Source organism: Streptomyces sp. NPDC044719 (assembly GCF_056433405.1).
In genome coordinates this window covers 630,633-653,051 of the sequence record NZ_JBWKHE010000003.1, presented here as the reverse complement: position 1 = coordinate 653,051, position 22,419 = coordinate 630,633, and the positions used below count along the sequence as shown (strand labels likewise).

The following is a 22,419-nucleotide window of genomic DNA, read 5'->3' as shown; positions in this document are numbered from 1 at the left end:
CCCTTTCATCCCGTTCCGCTCCTTGCCCTTCCCCCCCCCCCCCCCCCCCCCCCTCCCCCCCCCCCCCCCTCCCCCCCCCCCTCCCCCCCCGCTGCGGGGGGAAGCACCTGAGCGATCTGTTACGACGGGGGAATCGCGTCAGGCACTGCGGGGGGTGGCAGAGATGGTCCTCGGGGCAGGGGATTCGGCGTCCACCTGCTCATGGTCCCTTTGGTCCAGGTTCACAAAGATCATTCCGTACCGTACGGCACATCGCACGGGCTGCGGCGCCCCCCGAGGCCGCCGCAGACACCGGTAAGCCCGCACGTCCTCGTCCTCGTCCCGCGTGACGACCACCGGCTCGCCGAACACGGTCACCATCAACGAGTCACCACTGTGGGGGATGGCGGTGACCAGGTCGATGAAGTGCCAGCCGGAGCGGTAGGCGGTGGCCATTTCTCTGCGGAAGGAGCGGTCGTCGGGTGGAGTGGTCACGGTCAGCTCCCGGATTCCGCTGCCCCGGAACTCGGCCAACTGCTGTTACTCGCGCCGTTGGTGTTCACGGCAACAGACGGCCAGCTGCTGTTCGCCCGAACATCGTCCTTCGCATCGGAGAAGCCACTCAGGGTGCCGAGGGCCACAACGACGGAGAAGGCGGCGACAAGCACCGAGCGAAGCATTCTGTTACGCATAGTCGGCTTCGTCCTCACTTGAAGGTCCCCTTTTCCCCCGTCAGGTACGACGATGGCTTATTCGGGCACGTCATGGCCACACAATCGATGCATCATGTTCCTGCATGTTCAGGACCCTGGGGGGTGGAGATTTGGCAGCGAATCGGACTAAGGCGACACATCCCCATGCGATGACCGAGTGGTGCGAGGAGGGCGGCCGTCTGTATGCCGCCGCACTGCGCGCCGGACGCATCGCTCGTGCGGATGCGGAGCCCGCCCCCTGCCTGGTGGAGTTCGCCCTGCTTCATCCCGATCCGGACGACCCGAACTGGCTGCGGCCGGTGCCCCCGGCGGTCGCCCTGTCCCGGCAGCTCAACCCGCTGGAGCAGGAGATAGCCGACCGCCGTCGTCTGGCAACCGGCCTCGCCGAGACGTTTCAGCCGTTCATGGCTCTCGGTACCCAGCTGGCCGCCACCAGTGACGCCATCACTGTGCTCGAAGGCGGCGAACGTATCAACGCCGCGCTCAACATGGCCACCATCCAGTGCCAGGCGGAGATGCTCACCGTCCAGCCGAGCGACCGGATGTCCGAACGCAGCCTGCTGCGCGGACTGGAGCGTGACAGGCCGCTGATCGAACGCGGCGTGCGCATCCGCACCCTGTACCAGCACACCGCGCACTACAACCCCGAGCAGCTGGCCTACGCCGCCCAGCTCTCCGACGGCAAGGCGGAGTACCGCACCATCGACGAACTCGTCGAGCGCCTCATCATCTGCGACGAGTCGGTCGCCTTCATCCCGGCCCGTGACGACCAGCAGGTCGCTCTGGAACTGCGCCACCCCGGCCTGGTCCGCTACCTCATCAAGCTCTTCGAGTACCTGTGGGACCGCTCGGTACCGCTGAGCACGGGCACCCCGTACGAGACCGCCCGCGGCGGCATCACGGACATCCAGTACTCCATCGCCAAGCTCCTGGTCGAGGGCCACGTCGACGAGGCCATCGCACGCCGGCTGGGCATGAACGTACGCACCTGCCGTGCGCACATAGCGAAGCTGGCCTCGGCCCTGGGCAGCGGCAGCCGGGCGCAACTCGGCTACCTGATAGCGCAGTCGGGGATCCTGCAGCAGGAGCACTGAACAGCAAGGAAGTCATCTCACGGTCGGGGATTCCTGGCCGGGAACCCTGAGGGACGCGGCGGAGCGCGGTGGGCCGTCCAGGCCTGCCTGGGCGATGCGGACGCCCAACTGCGTACGGCTGGCCGCCCCCAGCGTCTCCGAGAGCCGCGCGATATGGGCCCGGCACGTCCGGACGCTTATCCCCAGCCGTTCCGCGATCACCGCGTCCTGGTGGCCCTCCGCCAGCAGGGCCGCGATGGACTGCTCCCGGTGGGAGATGCCCTCGATGCCGGTCTCGGGGAGCGGGGCGGTCAGCGGGGTGGCCAGGCGCCACAGCCGCTCGAACACCGTGACCAGGTACTCGATGAGCGCCGGGTGCCGCAGCTCCAGGGCCATGGTGCGGTCGGTGTTGGCGGGGACGAAGGCCACGGTCCGGTCGAAGAGGATCAGCCGGTCGATCACCTCGTCCAGCGTGCGGGCCTCCACCGCGTCGCCCATCAGCTCCAGGTACGTGAGCAGCCCCTGCCCGTGCCGGGCGACATGCGTGTACAGGTCGCGCATCCGCACCCCGCGGCCGCGCAGCGCCATCGCCCGGTGCAGCCCCTCGGAGAGTTCCGCCTCACGCCGGATGCCGCCGGGCTGGACCGTGAGCACCTCGGTCGTGCAGGCCTGGGTCGCCTCGTCCATAGCGGCCTGGATCCGGGCGAGCCCGTCCAGCACCCGGATCGCCGGGCCCTCGCCCGCCGGCGGGGCCGGCCGTACCCGGCGGCCGAGACCGGCGTACCACTCGACGGCGGCCACGGCGGAACCCACCCGCCGCTGACTGGCGCTCACCTCGTCGTACATCCCGCGCAGCAGCCGGGTCATGACCTCCTGCGGGGAGGTCGGCACCAGCCAGTCCATGTCGTCGGGGTCCGGGTGCAGCAGGGCGAGTTCCAGCAGACAGGGCACCGGTTCGGCATCCCCGCGCGGCACGCGGCCCCGCCGTACGGCCCGGGAATACACGCGATCCCCGGCCTCGCACAGTCGGTCGGCACCGTGTGGATGCTCCTGCGCGCCGTGCCTGGCCATCGCCCATCCCACCCCCCGGTTCGCCGACTACCGCAGCGCAACTATGCGCGGACCGGACCTGCTCCGCAACACGGCTTCCCGCGCCGTGACCACCGGAAAACACCGCTACGCACCGGTTTCGCCGAGCCTCAGCTCGTCACGTTGCAACAAATGGCCAGGGGGTGACCGAATCCTGTCGGGGGGTGGCCGGACAGGACCGAGTACAGCGGGCCGCACCGGAAGCGGCCCGTCACATGGTCACTTCAGGCCGATGGCCCGGCAGGCCGCCTCGTACTTGCTCGTGCAGATGTCCGACAGCTTGTAGATGTCGTCCGCGACCACCGTGTCCTTGATGTTCCCCTTCGTCAGCGCGACCACCGGCACCAGCTGGGCCGGGATGCCCTTGTGGGTGGGGCTGTCGACCTTGTCGCGGGTGAGGGCGGCGAACTGGATGTCCCGGCCCTGGACCTTGGCCACGGCCATCTCCGCGGCGTTCTCGGCCTCCTGCGGGTACGACTTGTACACGCTCATGTACTGCTCACCGGCGATGATCCGCTGCACCGCGGGGAGCTCCGCGTCCTGCCCGGTGATCGGCGGCAGCTCGGTCACACCCGCGGCCTCCAGCGCCTTGACGATGCCGCCCGCCATGCCGTCGTTGGCGGAGTACACCGCGGCGATGTTGCCCTTGCCGATCTTCTCGATCGCCTCGGCCATGTTGGCCTGCGCGTTCTCCGGCTTCCAGTCCTTGGTGTCGAAGGACTGCGCGATCGTCACCTTGCCGTTCAGCTCGGACATCGCACCCGCCTTGAACTGCTTGGCGTTCGGGTCGGTCGACGAGCCGTTCATCATGACGATCTTGTCGGAGAGGCTCGCGTCCTCGCCGATGGCCTCCAGCAGGGTCCGCCCCTGGACCTCGCCGACCAGCTCGTTGTCGAAGGAGATGTACGCCTCGATCGGGCCCTCGGCCAGCCGGTCGTAGGCGATGACGGGGATGCCCGCCTCCTTGGCCTTCTCGACGCCGCTCGCGATGGCCTGCGAGTCGACCGCGTCCAGCAGGATCACGTCGACTCGGTCGTCGATCATCTTCTGCAGCTGGCCCGCCTGCGTGTCGGCGTCCGCCTCGGCGTTGGCGTACTCGACGCGGCCCTTGTTGTTGGTGAGGGACTCGACCTTCGTCTTGATGATCGGGTAGTCGAAGTTCTCGTACCGGGTGTTCGCCTTCTCCGGGAGCAGCAGGCCCACCGTGATGTCGTTGCCCTTGGCCGGGCTCGCGTCGTCACTGCTCCCCGTCGCGTTGAGCGCGCCGCAGCCGGCGAGCGTGACGGACATCGCGGCCGCGGCCACGGATATGGAGATACGACGACGCATGTCGGGAGCTCACTTCGCGTGTGATTCGGACGTGGGCACAGCTTTGTGGCCCATGTGACTGAAAAGCCAACGCGGACGCGGCCCCCAGCGTCAAGCGGAACCACTTAACGAGATGACAACACCACGCTCCGCAAGCGTTGTGAAGACTCTGCGGAATCATCTCCAGGTTCCCTGCACGGGCCACCCATCGACGGGAGACCCAGCGAAATCGTCCCAAGGCATGCGAAAGGGGCCGGGAGTTGCCTCCCGGCCCCTTCCACAGACTGTGGACAGGCAGTCAGTCCGACTGCTGCTGCCGCTTCGGCCGCCACACCACCAGCGCGCTGCTCTGCTGGACCTCCTGGTACGGCACCAGGTCGCGGCGGTACGACGCGTGCACCGCCGCCTCGCGCTGGCGCATCGCCGCCGCCGCGCCGTCGAGCGCGTTCTGCAGCTCGGCCGCCCGGGCCTGAAGCGCGGCGACCTGGTTCTCCAGTTCGATGATGCGCTTGATGCCGGCGAGGTTGATGCCCTCGTCCTGCGACAACTGCTGCACCTGACGGAGCAGCTGGATGTCGCGGGCCGAGTAGCGCCGGCCCCGGCCGGCGGTGCGGTCGGGGGAGACCAGGCCCAGGCGGTCGTACTGGCGCAGGGTCTGCGGGTGCAGGCCGGACAGCTGAGCCGCCACCGAGATGACGTAGACCGGGGTTTCCTCGGTCAGTTCATACGGATTGCGCCGACGACCGTCCATCTGACTCATGCTCCCTTCGCGGCCTGGAACAGATCCGCCCGCGGATCCTCACCCGCGGTCGCCTCGCGATACGCCTCGAGTGCGTCACGAGCCTTCCCCGTCAGGTCCGTCGGAACACTCACTTCGACGGTGACCAGAAGGTCCCCGCGGGTGCCGTCCTTACGGACCGCGCCCTTGCCCCGGGCGCGCATGGTACGGCCGTTGGGCGTGCCCGGCGGCAGCTTCAGCGTGACGGGCGGGCCGCCCAGCGTCGGCACCCGGACCTCGCCGCCGAGGGCCGCCTCGGCGAAGGTCACCGGAACGGTCACCGTGAGGTTGTCGTCCTTGCGGCCGAACACCGGGTGGGCGTCGACATGCACGACCACGTACAGGTCACCCGCCGGGCCGCCCCGCTCACCGGGGGCGCCCTTGCCGCGCAGCCGGATCCGCTGGCCGTCGCTGACGCCCGCGGGGATGCGCACCTGCATGGTCCGTGAGGACTTGGCCCGGCCGCTGCCCTTGCAGACCTCGCAGGCGTTCTCCGCGATCAGGCCGCGGCCCTTGCAGTCGGGGCAGGGGTCGGTGAGGGAGAACCCGCCGCCGCTGCCCCGGGCGACCTGCCCGGTGCCGACGCAGGTCGGGCACACGCGGGGCGTGCCGTTCTTGTCGCCGGTGCCCGAACAGGCCTTGCAGGGTGACTGCGAGGACATCCGCAGCGGGACCGTCGCGCCCTCGATCGCCTCGGTGAAGCTGAGCGTGACCTCGGACTCGATGTCCTGGCCGCGCCGCGGGTGCGTACGCGTCCCCGGACCGCCCGCACCGCCGCGGTTGAACAGGCCCCCGAAGACATCACCGATCCCGCCGCCGAAGCCGCCGGCTCCCTGCCCCCCGCCCTGGGCGCCGCCTCCGAAGAGGTCGCCCAGGTCGAAGTTGAAGGAACCGCCGCCCCCGCCGGGCCCCGGACGGAAGCCGCCGTTGCCGAAGAGGGCGCGTGCCTCGTCGTACTCCTTGCGCTTCTTGGGGTCGCCGAGAATGTCGTTGGCCTCGGAGATCTCCTTGAAGCGCTCCTCCGCCTTGACGTTTCCCTTGTTGGCGTCCGGGTGATTCTCGCGGGCGAGCTTCCGGTACGCCTTCTTGATCTCGGCCTCGGTGGCGTCCTTGGGGACGCCGAGGACCTTGTAGTAGTCCTTCTCGATGAAGTCCTTGGTGCTCATCCTCGACGCCCCTCCTTCCTGTCGTCCGTGATGACGTCAGCCCTCGTCCGGGCCACCGCTCTCCTTGTCGTCGGCGTCGGCGGACTCGTCCGCCTTGACCGTCTGTGCCCCCGGCTGGGGTTCGGCCACCGCCACCCGCGCGGGGCGGATGGTGCGCTCGCCGATCCGGTACCCGGGCTGCAGAATCGCCACGCACGTCGTCTCGGTGACGTCGGGTGCGTAGCTGTGCATCAGGGCTTCGTGGATCGTCGGGTCGAAGGGCTCGCCCTCCTTGCCGAACTGCTGCAGGCCCATCTTCGCCGCGGTGCTCTCCAGCGACTCGGCGACGGACTTGAAGCCGCCGACCAGTTCGCCGTGTTCGCGGGCGCGGCCGATGTCGTCGAGCACGGGCAGGAGCTCGGTCAGGAGGTTCGCGATGGCGATCTCCTTGACCGCGATCCGGTCGCGCTCGACCCGGCGGCGGTAGTTCTGGAACTCGGCCTGGAGGCGCTGGAGGTCGCCCGTGCGCTCGTTGAGCGCCGTGCGGGCCTGGTCCAGCTGGGCCACCAGGGCCACGTCCTGGCCCGTGTCCCCGGCCGGGGCCGCCCCCTCCTCGGAGGCGGCCTTCGGCTCGGCGTCATCGGAGGTGGCGCCGGAAGGGACGTCGGGCTGCTGCTCGTCGAAGCCCGGGGTCTCCTCCGTCACGCGGCACCGTCCTTCCGGTCCTCGTCGACGATCTCGGCGTCGACGACGTCGTCGTCTGCCTTGGCGTCACCGGCACCGGCCGCGCCGGCTCCGGCGGAGGCACCGTCGGCCTGCGCGGCGTTGGCGTCGGCGTACATGGCCGAGCCGAGCTTCTGCGAGACGGCCGCGACCTTCTCGGTGGCGGTGCGGATCTCGGCCGAGTCCTCGCCCTTGAGCTTCTCCTTCAGCTCGGCGACGGCTTCCTCGACCTCGGTCTTGATCTCGCCCGGGACCTTGTCCTCGTTGTCCTTGAGGAACTTCTCGGTCTGGTAGACGAGCTGCTCGCCCTGGTTGCGGGACTCGGCGGCCTCGCGGCGCTTGTGGTCCTCCTCCGCGTACTGCTCGGCCTCCTGGCGCATGCGGTCGACCTCGTCCTTCGGCAGCGAGGAGCCGCCGGTGACGGTCATCTTCTGCTCCTTGCCGGTGCCGAGGTCCTTCGCCGTGACGTGCATGATGCCGTTGGCGTCGATGTCGAAGGACACCTCGATCTGCGGGACGCCGCGGGGCGCCGGGGGCAGACCGGTCAGCTCGAACATCCCGAGCTTCTTGTTGTACGCCGCGATCTCGCGCTCGCCCTGGTAGACCTGGATCTGCACGGAGGGCTGGTTGTCCTCGGCGGTGGTGAAGATCTCGGACCGCTTGGTCGGGATCGTCGTGTTCCGCTCGATGAGCTTGGTCATGATGCCGCCCTTGGTCTCGATACCGAGGGACAGCGGGGTGACGTCGAGGAGCAGGACGTCCTTGACCTCGCCCTTGAGGACACCGGCCTGCAGGGCGGCGCCGATGGCGACGACCTCGTCCGGGTTGACGCCCTTGTTGGCGTCCTTGCCGCCGGTCAGGTCCTTGACCAGCTCGGCGACGGCGGGCATACGCGTGGAGCCACCGACGAGAACGACGTGGTCGATCTCGGAGAGGTTGATCCCGGCGTCCTTGATGACGTTGTGGAACGGCGTCTTGCAGCGCTCCAGCAGGTCCGCGGTCAGCTGCTGGAACTGGGCGCGGGTGAGCTTCTCGTCGAGGTGCAGGGGGCCCTCGGCGGAGGCGGTGATGTAGGGCAGGTTGATCGAGGTCTCGGTGGACGAGGACAGCTCGATCTTCGCCTTCTCGGCGGCCTCGCGCAGACGCTGCAGGGCCATCTTGTCCTTGCCCAGGTCCACGCCGTGGCCGGACTGGAACTGCTGGACCAGGTAGTCGACGATGCGCTGGTCCCAGTCGTCACCACCGAGGTGGTTGTCACCGTTGGTGGCCTTCACCTCGACGACGCCGTCGCCGATCTCCAGCAGCGAGACGTCGAACGTACCGCCACCGAGGTCGAAGACCAGGATGGTCTGGTCGTCCTTGTCGAGGCCGTACGCCAGCGCGGCGGCGGTCGGCTCGTTGACGATGCGCAGGACGTTGAGGCCCGCGATCTCGCCGGCCTCCTTCGTGGCCTGGCGCTCGGAGTCGTTGAAGTACGCCGGGACGGTGATGACCGCGTCGGTCACCTTCTCGCCCAGGTAGGACTCGGCGTCCCGCTTCAGCTTCTGGAGCACGAAGGCGCTGATCTGCTGCGGGTTGAAGGGCTTCCCGTCGAGCTCGATCTTCCAGTCCGTGCCCATGTGCCGCTTGACGGAGCGGATGGTCCGGTCCACGTTCGTGACCGCCTGGCGCTTGGCCACCTCTCCGACGAGCACTTCACCGTTCTTGGCGAAGGCGACGACGGACGGCGTGGTCCTGGCGCCCTCGGCGTTGGTGATGACGGTGGGCTCGCCGCCCTCCAGAACGCTGACGACGGAGTTAGTCGTGCCCAGGTCGATGCCGACCGCACGTGCCATGGTTGATTCCTCCAGCTGACTTGAGTGGAACGGACTCAAGTGTGCACGACGGCCCCCGACCGGTCAACAGAGCTGAGTCGACCGGACTCAAGTCTTATCCGTTCCTTACACGCAACGGTGCTCTGACCTGCGGCGACATCTCACGGCGAGGAGCCCGGGGGCAGTCGGGAGGCGTACACCGAGACGCGTGACACAGCGAGGACGACGGCGAGCGCCGTGCCCGCCACCCACCACAGCGCGTCGCCGCCGACCCAGCCGGCGTGCGCGAGTACCCCGACGGCCACCCCGGCCAACGCCCCGGCGCCCAGCAGCAGACTCGCGCCGGGCGCGGTCAGCCCGAGCCGCCGCAGCCGGTGCGCGAGATGGTCCGGGCCGCTGCGGAGAACGGCCCGCCCGGCCATCCGCCGCGACAGCAGCACCAGCCCGGCGTCGGCGCACACCAGGGCGGTCAGCGCGAACAGCACCCCCGCGCTCTCCCCGATCCCGGACCCGGCCCGCGCGTACACGGCCCCCAGGGCGATCACGAACCCCGCGGGCATGGCCCCGCACGCCCCGAGCCCGACCCGGGCCGGATGCCAGTTGTGCATCAGGAACCCGGTCAGCGCGGCGGCCAGCACGCTCATCAGCACGGCGATCCCGTCCATCACCTCGACCGCCGCGCAGACCCCCACCCCGAAGGCGGTCACGACTCCCACGGTCCCGGCGAGCCCGTCGGCGTGATCGACCCCCCGGAACCCGAGGGCCATCCCCGCGACCCACACGACGGCCAGCAGCCCGGTCCCCACACCCGTCTCCCCGTACGGCACGACACACGCGGCCGCCACGGCCGTACCGGCGAAGAGCACCCGCCGCCGCAGCCGCCACACGTCGTCGACCAGTCCGAGCAGGGCCACCACACCCCCGGCGACGAGCAACTCCCGCACCTCGCCCCCGGTCGGCACACCTTCCACCCACCCGTAGGCCCACACCACCACCCCGGTGACCACCACGACGGCCACACCACCGGACAGCGGCACCTCCTGCTGCCGCCGCCGGTCCACCAGGCGCGACCACCGGGCGGGCGCCCGGAGGAGGGCAGCGAGCAGGGCGGTGAGCAGAAGGGCGATGGCGGCGGCACTGATCCCGTAGAGCACGGATATAAATTAGGCGGGACTATGACATTTCGGTACGACTAACACGACTGGATCGCGCCCGGATCACGTCCGGACCTGAGGCAACCCTCAGCGATTCAGATCACCCCCCACCCGGCTACAGTGCGGCGGAGGATAGGGGTAGTCTCAGACGGACTGCATAAGTTACCGCTTAGTAATTTCGGGAACCTTCAAGAACGACAGGTTTCCCGCGAACCCCTCGCAGGCCCGAGGAGCCCCCATGCAACTCGCCGCGATCATCGTGTCGCTGGTTCTGACCGTGGTCGGCGTCGCGCTGCTCGCACGCGCGATCGGCCAGTTCGTCCGGTACTTCAAGCTGGGCCAGCCGGTCCCCGCCGGTACCCGGACCGACAACCCCTACCAGCGCAGCGTGACCCTGGTGAAGGAGTTCCTCGGGCACACACGCATGAACCGGTGGGGCATCGTCGGCATCGCCCACTGGTTCGTGGCGATCGGCTTCCTGACGCTGCCGCCGACGATCATCACCGCGTACGGCCAGCTGTTCCAGGCCGACTGGACGCTGCCGGTCATCGGCGGCTTCCTCCCCTATGAGCTCTACATCGAGTTCATCGCCGCGATGACGACCGTCGGTATCGCCACGCTGATGGTGATCCGCCTGCTGAACCTGCCGTCGCGCCCGGGCCGCAAGTCCCGCTTCACCGGATCGAAGATGGGCCAGGCGTACTTCGTCGAGTACGTCATCCTCACCATCGGCCTGGCCATCTACGTACTGCGGGGCCTCGAAGGCGCGCTGCACCACGTGGAGGGCTACGAGGCCGCGTACTTCGCGTCGTACCCGCTGGTCCTGGCGTTCAAGGGGCTGAGCCTCGCCGCGCTGCAGAACCTCGTCTACTTCTTCGCGATGATCAAGCTGGGCACGACCATGATCTGGATGATCACGGTCAGCCTGAACACCAACATGGGCGTGGCCTGGCACCGCTTCCTCGCCTTCCCGAACATCTGGTTCAAGCGCGAGGCGACCGGCGGCACGGCCCTCGGTGCCCTGCAGCCGATGACCTCCGGCGGCAAGCCGATCGACTTCACCGACCCGGGCGAGGACGACGTCTTCGGTGTCTCCCAGGTCGAGCAGTACTCGTGGAAGGGCCTGCTGGACTTCTCCACCTGCACCGAGTGCGGCCGCTGCCAGTCGCAGTGCCCCGCCTGGAACACGGGCAAGCCCCTCTCCCCCAAGCTGCTGATCATGTCCCTGCGGGACCACGCGCACGCCAAGGCGCCGTACCTGCTGGCCGGCGGCGGCAAGACGATGGAGGGCGAGGAGAAGGCGTCCGAGGAGCAGCTGGCCGATGTGCCCGCGGCCGCTCTGGCGGAGGCCGAGCGCCCGCTGATCGGCACCGCCGAAGAGAACGGCGTCATCGACCCGGACGTCCTGTGGTCCTGCACCACGTGCGGCGCCTGCGTCGAGCAGTGCCCCGTCGACATCGAGCACGTCGACCACATCGTCGACATGCGCCGCTACCAGGTGATGATCGAGAGCTCGTTCCCGTCCGAGGCGGGCACGATGCTCAAGAACCTGGAGAAGAAGGGCAACCCCTGGGGCCTGGCGAAGAAGCAGCGCCTGGAGTGGCTGAAGGAGCTCGACTTCGAGGTCCCGGTCGTCGGCAAGGACATCGAGGACCTGACCGAGGTCGAGTACCTGTACTGGGTCGGCTGCGCGGGCGCCCTCGAGGACCGCGCCAAGAAGACCACCAAGGCCTTCGCGGAGCTGCTGAACATCGCGGGCGTCAAGTTCGCCATCATGGGCGGCGACGAGAAGTGCACGGGCGACTCCGCCCGCCGCCTGGGCAACGAGCCGCTGTTCCAGGAACTCGGCATGGAGAACGTCATGTCCCTCAACGCCGCCTTCGGCGAGGAGATGGACGACGAGGGCAAGGTCACCGACGAGTCCCGCAAGCCGAAGTCCGCGAAGAAGATCGTCGCGACCTGCCCGCACTGCCTCAACACGCTCGGCAACGAGTACCCGCAGCTCGGCGGCGACTACGAGGTCATCCACCACACGCAGCTGCTCCAGCACCTCGTCGACGAGGGCAAGCTGGTCCCGGTCACGCCGGTCGAGGGCATCATCACGTACCACGACCCGTGCTACCTGGGCCGCCACAACAAGATCTACACGCCCCCGCGCGAGATCATCGCCAGCGTCCCGGGCATCCGCAACGAGGAGATGCACCGCCACAAGGAGCGCGGCTTCTGCTGCGGTGCGGGTGGCGCCCGGATGTGGATGGAAGAGCGCATCGGCAAGCGCATCAACAACGAGCGGGTTGATGAGGCGCTGTCCGTCAACCCCGACATCGTCTCCACGGCCTGCCCGTTCTGCCTCGTCATGCTCACGGACTCCGTGAACGGCAAGAAGAACGACGGCAAGGCCAAGGAGTCGATCACCGTCGTGGACGTGGCCCAGCTCCTGCTGGACTCCGTCAAGACACCGGTCCCCGCGGAGGGTTCCGACGGTGACGACGACAACGACGGCGGCGAGCCGCCGGCGGGCACGTCGGACTCGGAGAACGCGCCGGAGCCGGAGCCGGTGAAGTAGCGCTTCCCTGGTCGCGGTTGTTTCCGACGTCCCCTGCTGTGATGGAACAGCAGGGGACGTCGTCGTTCCGAGGATCGGGGTGGGTGAACGGGGCGACAGCTCCTCTCGCGGGGGATGGCCAAGAGGCCCGACCGCACAAGGAAGCGGCAGACAAGGTCGATCACGTCATCAGCTCCGTCCGGCTTCGGATGGTGGCCACGCCCCCGGACGGCTCCACCCGTCGCGGGGGTCTCTGCTTGCGCTGTAGCAGCCGCCATCACCGCCCGCATCGACGACGGGTCCTATGCCGTCGGCAGCCGGGTGCCGTCCCTCGTCGAGCTGTCCACCGAGTTCGGCACCCTCGGGTGGTGGGCTCCCGGTGCGCTACCTTCCCGATGGCCCGAAGGGCGCGCGCCGGATGCTCGCCACCGGCCGTTGAGCTGCTTTCCGATCCCAGCGGGATGCTCAAGCCAAGGCTTACTCGCTTTCTGGCAAGCGAAATGTGTCCCACTTCCCGCTTCAGCGAGTACGACTCGGTGCGGTATTCACCTTCGCTTCCGTCCTTGATGACGTGACCGGCCTCGACGGCCGCATAGGCACAGACGAAAGACATCCGACAGAAAATTGACTCATTCGAGCAGAATCGCTCGGACCGCTCGTCATCGGCGGTCAGCAGCCGGTGCGGTAGGTGTGGTCTACGAGCAGCGGCACCTTAGGAAATTCCCGCGAGACGAGTCTGCGAGATCTCCCGACTGACAACATTGTTGTGTGTTTTCACAGCGGCCCCGTGGGAATGAAGAACGCGTTGAATCGGCCACTCCGCAGGCCGGTTCGCGCGTACGAGGGTGGGGACCTGACAGCGCGAGTCTTCTTGTCCCCTGCCCGCATCCGGTCTGAGGGGGAGGGCTGGGTTGAGCCATTCACCGTCCGTCAGCACGTTCGTGCCCAAGGTCGTCGCTGCCATCGACTTCGGAACACATGGCTCAGGATTCGCCTGGGCGACTGTTTCGAATCTGCAGAACGTGATCAACAACCGCTACATCGTCTACCAGGACTTCGTGCCCCACGGTGGCAGCAGTTCCTATCCGAAGGATCTGACGGCTGTCCTGGTGGATCAGTACGGAACGGCCATTGAGTTCGGGTTCGAGGCCCGCAAACGCTGGCAGACCGAGCTCAGCCGGGGAAATCCGAGCCGTCTCGGATACGCCACCAGGTTCAAGATGGCGCTGCGGTCCGACGCCCCGCGGGTCGACATCCCCCGCTTCCACGGCAGCCTCGCCGGCGGCGACCGCCAAGCGGTGCGGGGATTGATCGCGGGCTGTCTCGGCAAGCTGTACCGGACAGCCCTCAAGGAGATCGAGGCGACGAGCTACCGCGGTATCGGATTCACGGAGGACGACATCCGCTGGTGCATCACGGTACCCGCGATCTGGAAGGACTCCGAGAAACGGGCGATGCGTGACGCCGCTGCACAGGCCGGCATGCCCGCCGACGCGGAACGGTTGCTGCTCGTCAGCGAACCGGAGGCAGCGGCCGTCTACTGCGCGCTCACCCCCGGCACCCTGCTCGGACCGACGCGGCCCGAAGGCCGTCTCGACGTCGCGACGGCCGGCAGCCGCTTCATGGTGGTCGACTGCGGGGGCGGCACCGTCGACATCACCAGCTACCAGATCCGCCCGGAAGGCGTCAGCCACAACCGGCTGGCCGAGATCGGAATCGCCGACGGCGGCCCACTGGGATCGGCCTACATCAATCAGCACTTCGTCGAGCAGGTGCTCGCCGACCGCTTCGGCGTCGAGCAGTTGAAGGCACTGACGGTCTCCCACCCGCGGGAGATCGCCATGCTGGAGGACCGCTGGGAGGAGCAGAAGCTCGGCCTGCACTCCGAGACGGGCCCTGACGGCACACCGACCCTCACCAGCCCCTGCGACATCGAAATACCCGGCCGGCTCTGGGAGGCACTCACGGATTCCACCAAGGAGCGGCTGACAAAACTGGCCTTCGACGACCCCTATCACCTCGTCCTGACCCCTGAGGAGGTCACCGCACTCCACGACTCGGTCGTCGAGCCGGTTCTGGAAACGATCGAACGGCAGTGTCGGATCGTCCTCGGCGGCGGGCCCGTCAAGAGCGTGGACCAGATCCTCATCGTCGGCGGATTTGCCCGCTCCACTTATCTGCGGGACCGGATCGCCCACCGGTTCGGCGGCGAGATCAAGGTAGTGATCCCGCAGGATCCCGCGGTCGCCGTCCTCGGCGGGGCCGTGCACTTCGCCTACGACCCGTCCGTCATCTGGGGACGCCGCTCGAAGTACACCTACGGCTTCGGCTGCTCCATGCCTTTCCGTGACGGGGTGGACCCGGCGGAAAAGCACTTCATCAACGATGAAGGGGACGTGAGCTGCAGGCAGCGATTCAGCGTCATGGTGCGGCGCGGCGACTTGGTCCCCGTCGACCGGGTAGTCGAGGACACCCTCGGGGTGACGAAACGCGACCTCCGCCGCCTCGACATCGGCTTGTTCGTGACCTTCAGCGACGATCCGCAGTACACCGACGAGGAGGGCTGTGAACTCGTGGGGACGGTCACCGCGGATGTGTCCGGCTCCGTGAACCTGCCCTCGTCCAAACGAAGGCTCGACATCTACTACGCGTTCGGCGGTTCGGAGATCGCGGTCGAAACCCGCGACCGGGTAAGTGGCGCGCGCCGCAAGGCAACGATCACGTTCACGGAACTGTACGGACGGCACGGCAAGGCAGGTGGGTGATCCATGGACCGGGGCAACTACAACTTCGACTCCGAAGATTACGAACACGACGAGTTCTTGGAACCGGGCTCCACGCGTGGGTGGGGTTCGGGCAAGAAAGAGAAGAACCAGCGCGACACCGCTGCCTTGTGCCGGTGGCTGCGCGAGCAGGTCGCCGAGGACATCAAGCGGCAGACCGAGGCCGTCACCACGCGGACGGAAGCAGGGACGGAAGCTCTGCTTCGCAGGGTGGACAGCCTCGGCGAGCGGCTCGACGCTGTGGCACACAACGTCGAGTTGCTTCTGGACGCCCTGCGGAACCAGGGAGTGCGCGACGCGATCGACGCGGGACGCGCCACCTCCGACGTCCATCGACGGCACCTCGAACTCGCCCAGATGTACCGGACGCTGGTGACGCAGGCCCTGCGCGATCTGGGACGCCTGCTGTGCCCCAAGGACGGGGACGAAGGACGCACGGAGCTGGCGCGGCGGCGCGCCCAGGCCGTCGCGCACCTCGTCGTGCTCCTGTTCCAGCCGCTCGACCAGCCGATGTCCGGCACCCAAGAAAAGTTCGTCGCCCGGCTGCGCGCGCTCGGTCTGGCAACCGAGGGGACGCAGTTCCGGAGCCAGTTCGCCGCCGTGTTCCGGAGGGCGGCGGAACTGCGCGAGGGCGTGGCGGGCCTTGCGCTCACCGCCGAACTCGACTTCGCCGTCGATCTGACGGCCCTGCCGGCGGACCACTACCAGCCCTGGGAACAGCAGCAGGCCGACGATGCCCAACCGGAGTTCCTGATCGCTCCCGCGTACGTCGTGGGCGGCGACCGGCCACAGAGCCTCAGCCGGCCGATCGTGTTCGTGGCGCCGACGGGCCGCCCGTGAACCGGCCGTTGAACCCACGTGAAGTCGCCCGAGGCGTCCCGCTGGTGGACGACCGACTGCTCCTCGAACTGCTCAACGACCTGCACACCGCTGACGACCTCGTGCGGGCCACGGTGCGCCAGGGATTCTTCGCCAGACTGCTGGGCCAGGTCACCGGACGACGACGCAGACAGGACCTCGCCGTCACCGGAGCCATCGTCGGCGCTCAACGCGACACCCTGGCCTGGCTGTCCAGCCTCACCGCACGGCTCGCGGTCACCGACCTCGTCGTCGCCGAGGTCACCGACGAGGTGACCCGGGTCCGCGAGGACGTGAAGGAACTCGACAGCCGCCTGGAATGGGCCGAGGGCGATATCCGCGAACTCGCCCTCGTGCTGGCGGAACTCGCCGAACAGACCGGGCGCGGGCTGGCAGAGCACGACGAGCGGCTGCGCAAGGTCGAGAGCAGGCTCGCCATCGACGAAGCGGTCCGACGTTGGCGCCACCCCCGCCCCGATCCGGGACTGGGCCGCCTTTTCGGGGCCGTACTCCTCGCCCGGGAGGTCGCCGCCGGCCCCGCCGGAGAGTTCTCCGACACCGAACGCGGCGCCCAGGTCGAAGGGGAGCTGGTCGACCGCATGCTTCAGGACCCGCCGACACCGTGGTACGACGGCGTCAGATCCGTGACCGGACTGCTGGCCGAGGCCACCCGCCACCTACCTGGCGACGACCACAGGGCCATGTTGGCCGAACTGCTGGGTGACGGGCTGCGGGAGGAGCTGACCGGTGCGCGCGGGCCTCTGAGCATCGCGCTCAGCACAGCGGCGGCGGCCACGGTGCGGGGCGCGGACCCCGACGCCGTGGCGAGAACGTCATTGCGCGGCGCGGTCCGCAACGGCACCCGCTACGTGGCCGCCAGCCTGACCGCGGAGGAACTGCTGCGGCAACTGGTCGCAGAGCAGTTCGCGGAGGCGGCCGCTCGCCGCTCCCGGCTCCAGAAGGCGAGGAGCGCCTCATGACCGGCTCGGCGGACTTCACCGAACTCGGACGAAAGGCCCTGGAGGTGGCCCGGCGCCCGGGGACTCCGCACCCGGGCCCGGGGATTTCGCACCAGGACCCGTCCCCCGGCCCGGTCGGCCGATCCCGGGCGACAGACACCCCGCACACCTCCGTGCGCATCGGGCTGGTGCTGGCCGGAGGCGGGGCCAAGGGAGCCTACGAACTCGGAGTTCTGGACTACATGGCGGAGCGAGGCGCCCGCGTGTCCGCGATCGCCGGCACCAGCATCGGTGCCCTCAACGGCGCCGTGCTGGCCAGCGGGGAGTCCTTCTTCCACGGCGTCGAACGGCTGGCCACCTTCTGGGAACGCTTCTCCGTCCGCATGGGAGTCGCACCGTCCGAGGCCCGGGGGCTGCCGCTGGACGAGGCCGGGGTGGCCATGGAGAGCACGGCACGCCAGATACGGCGTCTGGGCCCGCGCCTGCGGGCTCTCAAGCAGCGGACTGCCCTGCTCGAAGAACTGATCGACGAGGCTGTGGACGCCGAACGCATCCGTGCCGGGCTGCCCCTGTGGGTCACCGCCTATCCCCTGACGGGCCACCATGAGGTGCCCCGGCGACTGCGGCACCTGAGGGAGGTCGGTCGGTGGATGGGCGGTGCCCGGGCCACCATCATCAGGCTCAATGACCTGGCCGCACCGCAGGTCCGAGAGGCGGTCCTGGCCAGCGCCGCGCTCCCGTTCGTTTTCCCGACCCGAGTGATCGACGGGTGCGCCTACCTCGACGGCGGCCTGGGCCGCGGTGACCGCACCCCCGTGCGCGCGTTCGCCTCGGAAGAGCACTGCGACATCCTCGTCGTCCTGCACCTGCATCCCGATGCCCGGGTGGCGCCGGGCGCTGCGACCGGCCTCGTCCGCGTCGACATCCGGCCGAGCCTCCCGGTCGTCCCGCCGGGCCCGCTCGGGCCGCTGACCGGTCTGCTGAACTTCTCGCCCGATCGCGTAGCCGCCCTGCGCGCCCTGGGTTATCGCGACGCGGCCGACCGCTTCGACGAGACCGAGCGGCTGCTCGGACGCCGAGGCGCCCTCGATGAAGCCGAGTCCGCGATGCTGTCCGCCCTGGAGCGGCTGAGGGGCATATCACCGACGTCGTGAAACGCGTGCCGAGAAGCCTCAGATCGCTCCGGCACCCTCACCGTCAGCCTCGCCACCATGGGTGCCGCCGTCACGTACCTCGTGGGCACGATCGACTTCTGGGACAGGCTCGATCTGCTGGGCCGGGCCATCGGCCTGCTGCCGTCCGGGCCCGCTCCATCCTCACCCTCGAGGAGGCGCTCGGGGACGCGGTGGAACCTCCGAGCGGTCCCCGCTTGGACCGCGCCGTCCGCGGCGTCACCGCCAGCGCACGGTCTCCAACCCGCACATGACCGCCCGCCGGCAGCGCGCCGCGACCTTCATCGCCTGCCTGGGCGTCGGTCTCATCGACGTCCTCCACATCGTTCTGATGCTGCAGTGGCCGCCGCACGCGCACGCGCATCGTGACTCTGGCCTGGCACAACAGCGTCACCAACCTCGACTTCCGTGCGGTCGGCGGCCCCTGGCCCACAACCGGTGACCGGCCCGAGTCAGACCGTGGTCGTTCTCTCCATCGAGTGCCTCATGGAACACCTGCCCGGTGAACCCGCGCACCCATATGGCGCATTCGTTCGAGTTGAACCCCTCGAACGAAGTACACGCGATCGATTCTGCGATGCGTGATCAAAAACCTCAGGCGTGCCGCGCTCGCGGCCGCACTCGTTGTCCTTCCCCTGCTGGCGTCCACTCCGGCCCAGGCGCACGGCCGGGCCGCCGAGCCGCGCACGCTGCCGATGGCGACCGCGGTCGGTGTCCTGCCCCTCGCGGAGGAGGTGCGGGAGGGCTATCAGCGCACGAGCTTCCGGCACTGGAACGCGGGCCAGATCCCCACCGACGGCTGCAACACCCGCGCGGAGGTGCTCCTCGCCGAGGCGGTCGACCCGCCCGAGGTCCTCGCCGGGTGCAGGCTCTCCGGCGGGCGGTGGTGGTCGTACTACGACGCCCGGTGGGTGACCGAGGCCGGCTCCCTGGACATCGACCACATGGTGCCGCTCGCCGAGGCCTGGGATTCCGGGGCGTCGCAGTGGACCGCCCAGCGGCGTGAGGCGTACGCCAACGACCTCGGCGCCCCGACCTCCCTCATCGCGGTCACCGCGGCCTCGAACCGCAGCAAGGCCGACAAGGATCCGGCCGAGTGGCTGCCGCCGGCCGCCGGCGTCACGTGCCGGTACGCCTCGGAGTGGGTCGCGACCAAGCTCCGCTGGGGCCTCAGTGCCGACGCCGTCGAGTTCGAGGCACTCACCCGGCTCGGGCAGTCCTGCCCCGACACCAGCGTGACGTACGATCCCGCGCCGTAGAACAGGAAACGTGATCCCGCCTCGGCAGCGTGGCCTTGGGGCTACGGCCCTGCCGCAGGCGGGACATCGTCATGAGGTGCGGTTCGGGCTTCCGGCGGCGTGACACCGCCCGGGGCGCCGAAGGTGTGGCCGGGCATGGCCCCGTACGGCATGCCGTACGGCGGGTACGGGGCATACGGCGGGTACGGGGCGTACTGCGGATGGTGCGGAGTGGGCTCGGGCGCCGGCGGCGCGAGGCGCTGCGGCTGGTGGCGTCGGGCGAGCCACAGCACGAGCGCCGCGTACAGCAGGGTCGTCGCCACGTCCGCGAGGGCGAGCGGCCAGGGCGAGTCGGCCGCGGTCTCGTCGGAGTTCAGCCCGTCGACGACCGCGGCGAGGGTGCCGAAGGCCACCAGGTTGTTCAGGACGTGCAGCGCGACGGCTGCCTCCAGGCCACCGGTACGGATGGTCAGCCAGCCCGCCACCACACCGAAGACCAGCAGGCCGATGAAGCCCCAGGTGGTGCCCCAGCCGTGGGCGGCGGCGAACAGCACGGCCTGCGGGAGCACCGCGAACCAGGGAGTACGGACGAAGGCGCCGACCGCCTGCGTCAGCCAGCCCCGGAAGACGTACTCCTCGGCCGCGGCCTGCACCGGGACGAAGACGGCCAGCACGCCCAGGGACGTGAGGAACGACCCCCAGCCCACCCACACCTCGGACTCCCCCGAGCCGCTCTCGCCCTCGGGCAGGAGGAAAGCGGTCCCTGTCAGCACGGCCACGGGGACCACCGCCGCCAGCAGACACCACCCCAGCCAGCGCCACCGCAGCCGTCCGGCAACCGAGGACACGGTGCCGGCCGGCCGCCGCCCCGGCCACAACACGGCCAGCAGAACCAGCGGCAGGGCGACCGCTATGGACGTCAGCTCCATCGCCGTGTTGCCGAGCGGTCCCAAGTCCGGTCCGCCGTCGGGGAGGTCGGGGGTGCCGGCCAACGCGCCGAAGACGTAGGTGACGGCGATCAGCAAGAGGACGAGTAGGAGATAGGCGCCGAAGAACAGCAGAGTGCCGACCAAGGGCCGCCACCAGCGATGACGGCCCGTGAGGTGGCCCAGGCGGTGATAGGGGAGGCCGTCGGGGCCCGGCGGTATGGCGGTCGTCATGATCGACAGCTTCCCAAACGGGGCGCGCCCCGGGCGTCCGCCCGCAGCAGGAGCGGTCGCTCGGTCTCAGGGTGGATGCTCCGGAGCCACACACACTGTGACCTGGTACTTATCGACCAGTCCGCTCAGCCCAACAGCCGGTTCCTGACCGCGGCGAGGACCTCCGTGCGGCTGCGCGGGCCGTTGTCGGCTGCGATGAGGTGGTCGCCGATGCGCAGTGAGAAGGTGATCAGGGAGCGGGCCTCGACATCGCCCTCGTCGGGACAGAAGGCCCCGAAGAGCTCGCGCAGATAGTCCATGCGCCGGTTGTCGGCCCGGCGGAGGCAGCGCGCGACGCCTTCGTCGCGCCGGGCCCAGTCGCGGATCGCGAGTTCGACCCCGGCGCTGGTCACGTGCGTCTCGCCCGACCCCACGAAGTCGAAGAGACGCCCGAGCCGCTCGCGGGCGTCGCCCCCGTCGCGTTCGATCCGCTCGATGACGTCCTCGGTGACCCCGCGCTCCCAGGTGTCGAGCATCTCCTCCAGCAGGGCGGCGCGGTTACGGAAGTAGCCGTAGAAGCCGCCCTTGCTGACGCCGAGGGCTTGGGCGAGGACCTCGACCCGGACAGCCTCGGGGCCGCCGGCGGCGAGCGCCCGCAGCCCCTCCTCGATCCACTTGTCCCGCGGCGTACGGATCGCGCCCATACCGTGTCTCCCCCTCACCTGTCCCGGCCCAGTATACGGAGCCGTATAGATGGGTCTATGCTCGATCTATACGCCACCGTATAGACAAGGATCCGCCATGAGCGATCTGCGCCTTCCCTCAACCGACCACACGTCCCGCCCCTGGCGGATCCATGAGATCGCCGGCGACTTCCGGCTCGAGGATGTGTGGGCGCTGCCGACGCCGGGCGGCCCGGACGACCTGCACCACCTGGTCCGGCAGATGGCGGACGGCAAGGACGGTCCGGACGGTGGCAACCCCGTGGGCCGTTTCCTCTTCGCCGTGCGCTGGAAGCTCGGCGCGCTGCTCGGCTGGGACAAGCCGGACTCGGGCGTCGGCGGCAGGGTGGCGACGCTGCGCGACCGGCTGCCGGACGACCTGCGCGAGGGGCCGCGGGGGCCCGACCTCAGGGCGGCGCCCTTCACATCGGTCTTCCAGACACACGACGAGTGGGCCGCCGAGTACGCCAACAAGACCATGCACGGGGTGATGCACATCGGCTGGGTCCCCGACGGGAACGGCGGCTACCGCGGCCAGATGGCCGTCCTGGTGAAGCCCAACGGCCGCCTCGGCGCCCTGTACATGCTCGGCATCAAGCCTTTCCGGTACCTGGGGGTGTACCCGGCCCTGATGCGATCGATCGGCCGGGAGTGGGAGGAGAACACGGCACACCGAACGGCACGCTGACACCTCCCCTCCCCGCGACCCAGGCTCGGCCCAACCCCCGCTCCTCCAACGGCGGGGCTTGGGCGAAGGCGCGAGGGATCGTGGTGGAGTTGTTCCACGCGCCACCCCGCAGCCCGGTTTCGAAACGACGGGACCGCCATGGACCAGGCACTGCTTACGACGCTCCCGGGTCGCCCCTCGGCCGGCGACTGTGGACCGTGCGGGAGCGGATCCGACTGGCATGGGACGACTGCCCTCCCGGTCCGCCGCGGGTGGTGAGTCTCCGCGGCGGCCGATCTCATGCTGCTCCGCTGGGTGTTCGGCAATATCGGGACCCGGACATCGACCGCACCATCGATGCGCGCACAGAGTGAGGCCCGTCGGCGCCGGCCGCGCCCCCATCGCTTCCGCCTGGGCGAACCCTGGGTAACGGGCGATGGTGCGAGATGTGGAGTGGGGGCGCATTAGGGGGCGCGCGAAATTCGCGAGTGCATCCGAGCGGACGCAGTTCCCTGCGCTCACACCGTCCGGGAATTGTGAAGATCCCCTCTTCGTCTCCA

The 22,419-nt window shown here is 69.2% G+C and carries 18 protein-coding genes; 8 read left to right on the top strand and 10 right to left on the bottom strand.

Going from position 1 to position 22,419, the window contains the following annotated elements; translation table 11 throughout:
* Positions 1 to 138: 138 nt before the first annotated feature.
* Entirely contained in the window at positions 139 to 474 is a 336-nt protein-coding gene (locus AC07DF_RS14455) for a Rieske (2Fe-2S) protein (protein WP_184594372.1), read from the bottom strand.
* A gap of 367 nt (positions 475 to 841) precedes the next feature.
* On the opposite strand from AC07DF_RS14455, the gene AC07DF_RS14450 reads away from it, so the two are divergent.
* Positions 842 to 1,786, top strand: a complete 945-nt coding sequence (locus AC07DF_RS14450; RefSeq protein ID WP_478970454.1) for a helix-turn-helix transcriptional regulator — start codon at positions 842 to 844, stop codon at positions 1,784 to 1,786.
* Positions 1,787 to 1,798: 12 nt separating this feature from the next.
* Here the strand turns inward: AC07DF_RS14450 and AC07DF_RS14445 are convergent, their stop codons facing one another.
* The 7 genes from AC07DF_RS14445 to AC07DF_RS14415 form a co-directional block, all read right to left on the bottom strand.
* Positions 1,799 to 2,836: a helix-turn-helix transcriptional regulator gene (locus AC07DF_RS14445; RefSeq protein WP_478970452.1), complete on the bottom strand. Its 1,038-nt coding sequence runs from the start codon at positions 2,834 to 2,836 to the stop codon at positions 1,799 to 1,801.
* 237 nt (positions 2,837 to 3,073) lie between these two features.
* Positions 3,074 to 4,183, bottom strand: a complete 1,110-nt coding sequence (locus AC07DF_RS14440) for a sugar ABC transporter substrate-binding protein (protein ID WP_478970450.1) — start codon at positions 4,181 to 4,183, stop codon at positions 3,074 to 3,076.
* A gap of 277 nt (positions 4,184 to 4,460) precedes the next feature.
* Positions 4,461 to 4,913, bottom strand: a complete 453-nt coding sequence (locus AC07DF_RS14435; protein ID WP_382492708.1) for a heat shock protein transcriptional repressor HspR — start codon at positions 4,911 to 4,913, stop codon at positions 4,461 to 4,463.
* 5 nt (positions 4,914 to 4,918) lie between these two features.
* Positions 4,919 to 6,106 (bottom strand): molecular chaperone DnaJ, encoded by a 1,188-nt coding sequence (gene dnaJ / locus AC07DF_RS14430; protein ID WP_478970448.1) that lies wholly within the window; start codon positions 6,104 to 6,106, stop codon positions 4,919 to 4,921.
* A 36-nt stretch (positions 6,107 to 6,142) separates the two neighbouring features.
* The gene (gene grpE, locus AC07DF_RS14425) at positions 6,143 to 6,790 is read right to left on the bottom strand and encodes a nucleotide exchange factor GrpE (protein ID WP_454362170.1); all 648 of its coding nucleotides are present in this window, start codon (positions 6,788 to 6,790) and stop codon (positions 6,143 to 6,145) included.
* Positions 6,787 to 8,643, bottom strand: coding sequence for a molecular chaperone DnaK (gene dnaK, locus AC07DF_RS14420; protein WP_478970445.1), 1,857 nt, complete (start codon positions 8,641 to 8,643; stop codon positions 6,787 to 6,789). Before dnaK ends, grpE begins: the two co-directional genes overlap by 4 nt.
* Before the next feature lie 140 nt (positions 8,644 to 8,783).
* Positions 8,784 to 9,776, bottom strand: coding sequence for an MraY family glycosyltransferase (locus AC07DF_RS14415; protein WP_478970443.1), 993 nt, complete (start codon positions 9,774 to 9,776; stop codon positions 8,784 to 8,786).
* Between the two features lie 238 nt (positions 9,777 to 10,014).
* Here AC07DF_RS14415 and AC07DF_RS14410 point away from each other — a divergent pair, with 238 nt between their 5' ends.
* From AC07DF_RS14410 to AC07DF_RS14385, 6 genes are all read left to right on the top strand, one after another.
* A complete protein-coding gene (locus AC07DF_RS14410) occupies positions 10,015 to 12,342 on the top strand; it encodes a (Fe-S)-binding protein (protein ID WP_478970442.1) in 2,328 nt (775 codons plus the stop codon).
* Between the two features lie 890 nt (positions 12,343 to 13,232).
* Complete coding sequence (locus AC07DF_RS14405; RefSeq protein ID WP_478970440.1) at positions 13,233 to 15,086, top strand: Hsp70 family protein; 1,854 nt, start codon at positions 13,233 to 13,235, stop codon at positions 15,084 to 15,086.
* A 3-nt stretch (positions 15,087 to 15,089) separates the two neighbouring features.
* Positions 15,090 to 15,944 (top strand): hypothetical protein, encoded by an 855-nt coding sequence (locus AC07DF_RS14400; protein ID WP_478970438.1) that lies wholly within the window; start codon positions 15,090 to 15,092, stop codon positions 15,942 to 15,944.
* 44 nt (positions 15,945 to 15,988) lie between these two features.
* A complete protein-coding gene (locus AC07DF_RS14395) occupies positions 15,989 to 16,942 on the top strand; it encodes a diguanylate cyclase regulator RdcB family protein (RefSeq protein ID WP_478970437.1) in 954 nt (317 codons plus the stop codon).
* Positions 16,939 to 18,075 (top strand): patatin-like phospholipase family protein, encoded by a 1,137-nt coding sequence (locus AC07DF_RS14390; RefSeq protein ID WP_478970435.1) that lies wholly within the window; start codon positions 16,939 to 16,941, stop codon positions 18,073 to 18,075. Before AC07DF_RS14395 ends, AC07DF_RS14390 begins: the two co-directional genes overlap by 4 nt.
* A gap of 599 nt (positions 18,076 to 18,674) precedes the next feature.
* The gene (locus AC07DF_RS14385) at positions 18,675 to 19,352 is read left to right on the top strand and encodes an HNH endonuclease family protein (protein WP_478970433.1); all 678 of its coding nucleotides are present in this window, start codon (positions 18,675 to 18,677) and stop codon (positions 19,350 to 19,352) included.
* Between the two features lie 41 nt (positions 19,353 to 19,393).
* On the opposite strand, the gene AC07DF_RS14380 is transcribed toward AC07DF_RS14385, so the two are convergent.
* Entirely contained in the window at positions 19,394 to 20,491 is a 1,098-nt protein-coding gene (locus tag AC07DF_RS14380) for a lysostaphin resistance A-like protein (RefSeq protein WP_478970431.1), read from the bottom strand.
* A 125-nt stretch (positions 20,492 to 20,616) separates the two neighbouring features.
* Positions 20,617 to 21,174, bottom strand: coding sequence for a TetR/AcrR family transcriptional regulator (locus AC07DF_RS14375; protein ID WP_478970429.1), 558 nt, complete (start codon positions 21,172 to 21,174; stop codon positions 20,617 to 20,619).
* A gap of 97 nt (positions 21,175 to 21,271) precedes the next feature.
* Here AC07DF_RS14375 and AC07DF_RS14370 point away from each other — a divergent pair, with 97 nt between their 5' ends.
* The gene (locus tag AC07DF_RS14370) at positions 21,272 to 21,880 is read left to right on the top strand and encodes a DUF2867 domain-containing protein (protein ID WP_478970427.1); all 609 of its coding nucleotides are present in this window, start codon (positions 21,272 to 21,274) and stop codon (positions 21,878 to 21,880) included.
* The last annotated feature ends 539 nt before the right edge of the window (positions 21,881 to 22,419 follow it).

Bases quoted from the DNA above. Each gene is read 5' to 3' on its own strand.
- dnaK (WP_478970445.1), bottom strand. From the start codon at position 8,643: ATGGCACGTGCGGTCGGCATCGACCTGGGCACGACTAACTCCGTCGTC.
- AC07DF_RS14380 (WP_478970431.1), bottom strand. From the start codon at position 20,491: ATGACGACCGCCATACCGCCGGGCCCCGACGGCCTCCCCTATCACCGC.
- AC07DF_RS14435 (WP_382492708.1), bottom strand. From the start codon at position 4,913: ATGGACGGTCGTCGGCGCAATCCGTATGAACTGACCGAGGAAACCCCG.
- AC07DF_RS14410 (WP_478970442.1), top strand. From the start codon at position 10,015: ATGCAACTCGCCGCGATCATCGTGTCGCTGGTTCTGACCGTGGTCGGC.
- AC07DF_RS14370 (WP_478970427.1), top strand. From the start codon at position 21,272: ATGAGCGATCTGCGCCTTCCCTCAACCGACCACACGTCCCGCCCCTGG.
- AC07DF_RS14400 (WP_478970438.1), top strand. From the start codon at position 15,090: ATGGACCGGGGCAACTACAACTTCGACTCCGAAGATTACGAACACGAC.
- AC07DF_RS14390 (WP_478970435.1), top strand. From the start codon at position 16,939: ATGACCGGCTCGGCGGACTTCACCGAACTCGGACGAAAGGCCCTGGAG.
- AC07DF_RS14445 (WP_478970452.1), bottom strand. From the start codon at position 2,836: ATGGCCAGGCACGGCGCGCAGGAGCATCCACACGGTGCCGACCGACTG.
- dnaJ (WP_478970448.1), bottom strand. From the start codon at position 6,106: ATGAGCACCAAGGACTTCATCGAGAAGGACTACTACAAGGTCCTCGGC.
- AC07DF_RS14450 (WP_478970454.1), top strand. From the start codon at position 842: ATGACCGAGTGGTGCGAGGAGGGCGGCCGTCTGTATGCCGCCGCACTG.
- AC07DF_RS14440 (WP_478970450.1), bottom strand. From the start codon at position 4,183: ATGCGTCGTCGTATCTCCATATCCGTGGCCGCGGCCGCGATGTCCGTC.
- AC07DF_RS14375 (WP_478970429.1), bottom strand. From the start codon at position 21,174: ATGGGCGCGATCCGTACGCCGCGGGACAAGTGGATCGAGGAGGGGCTG.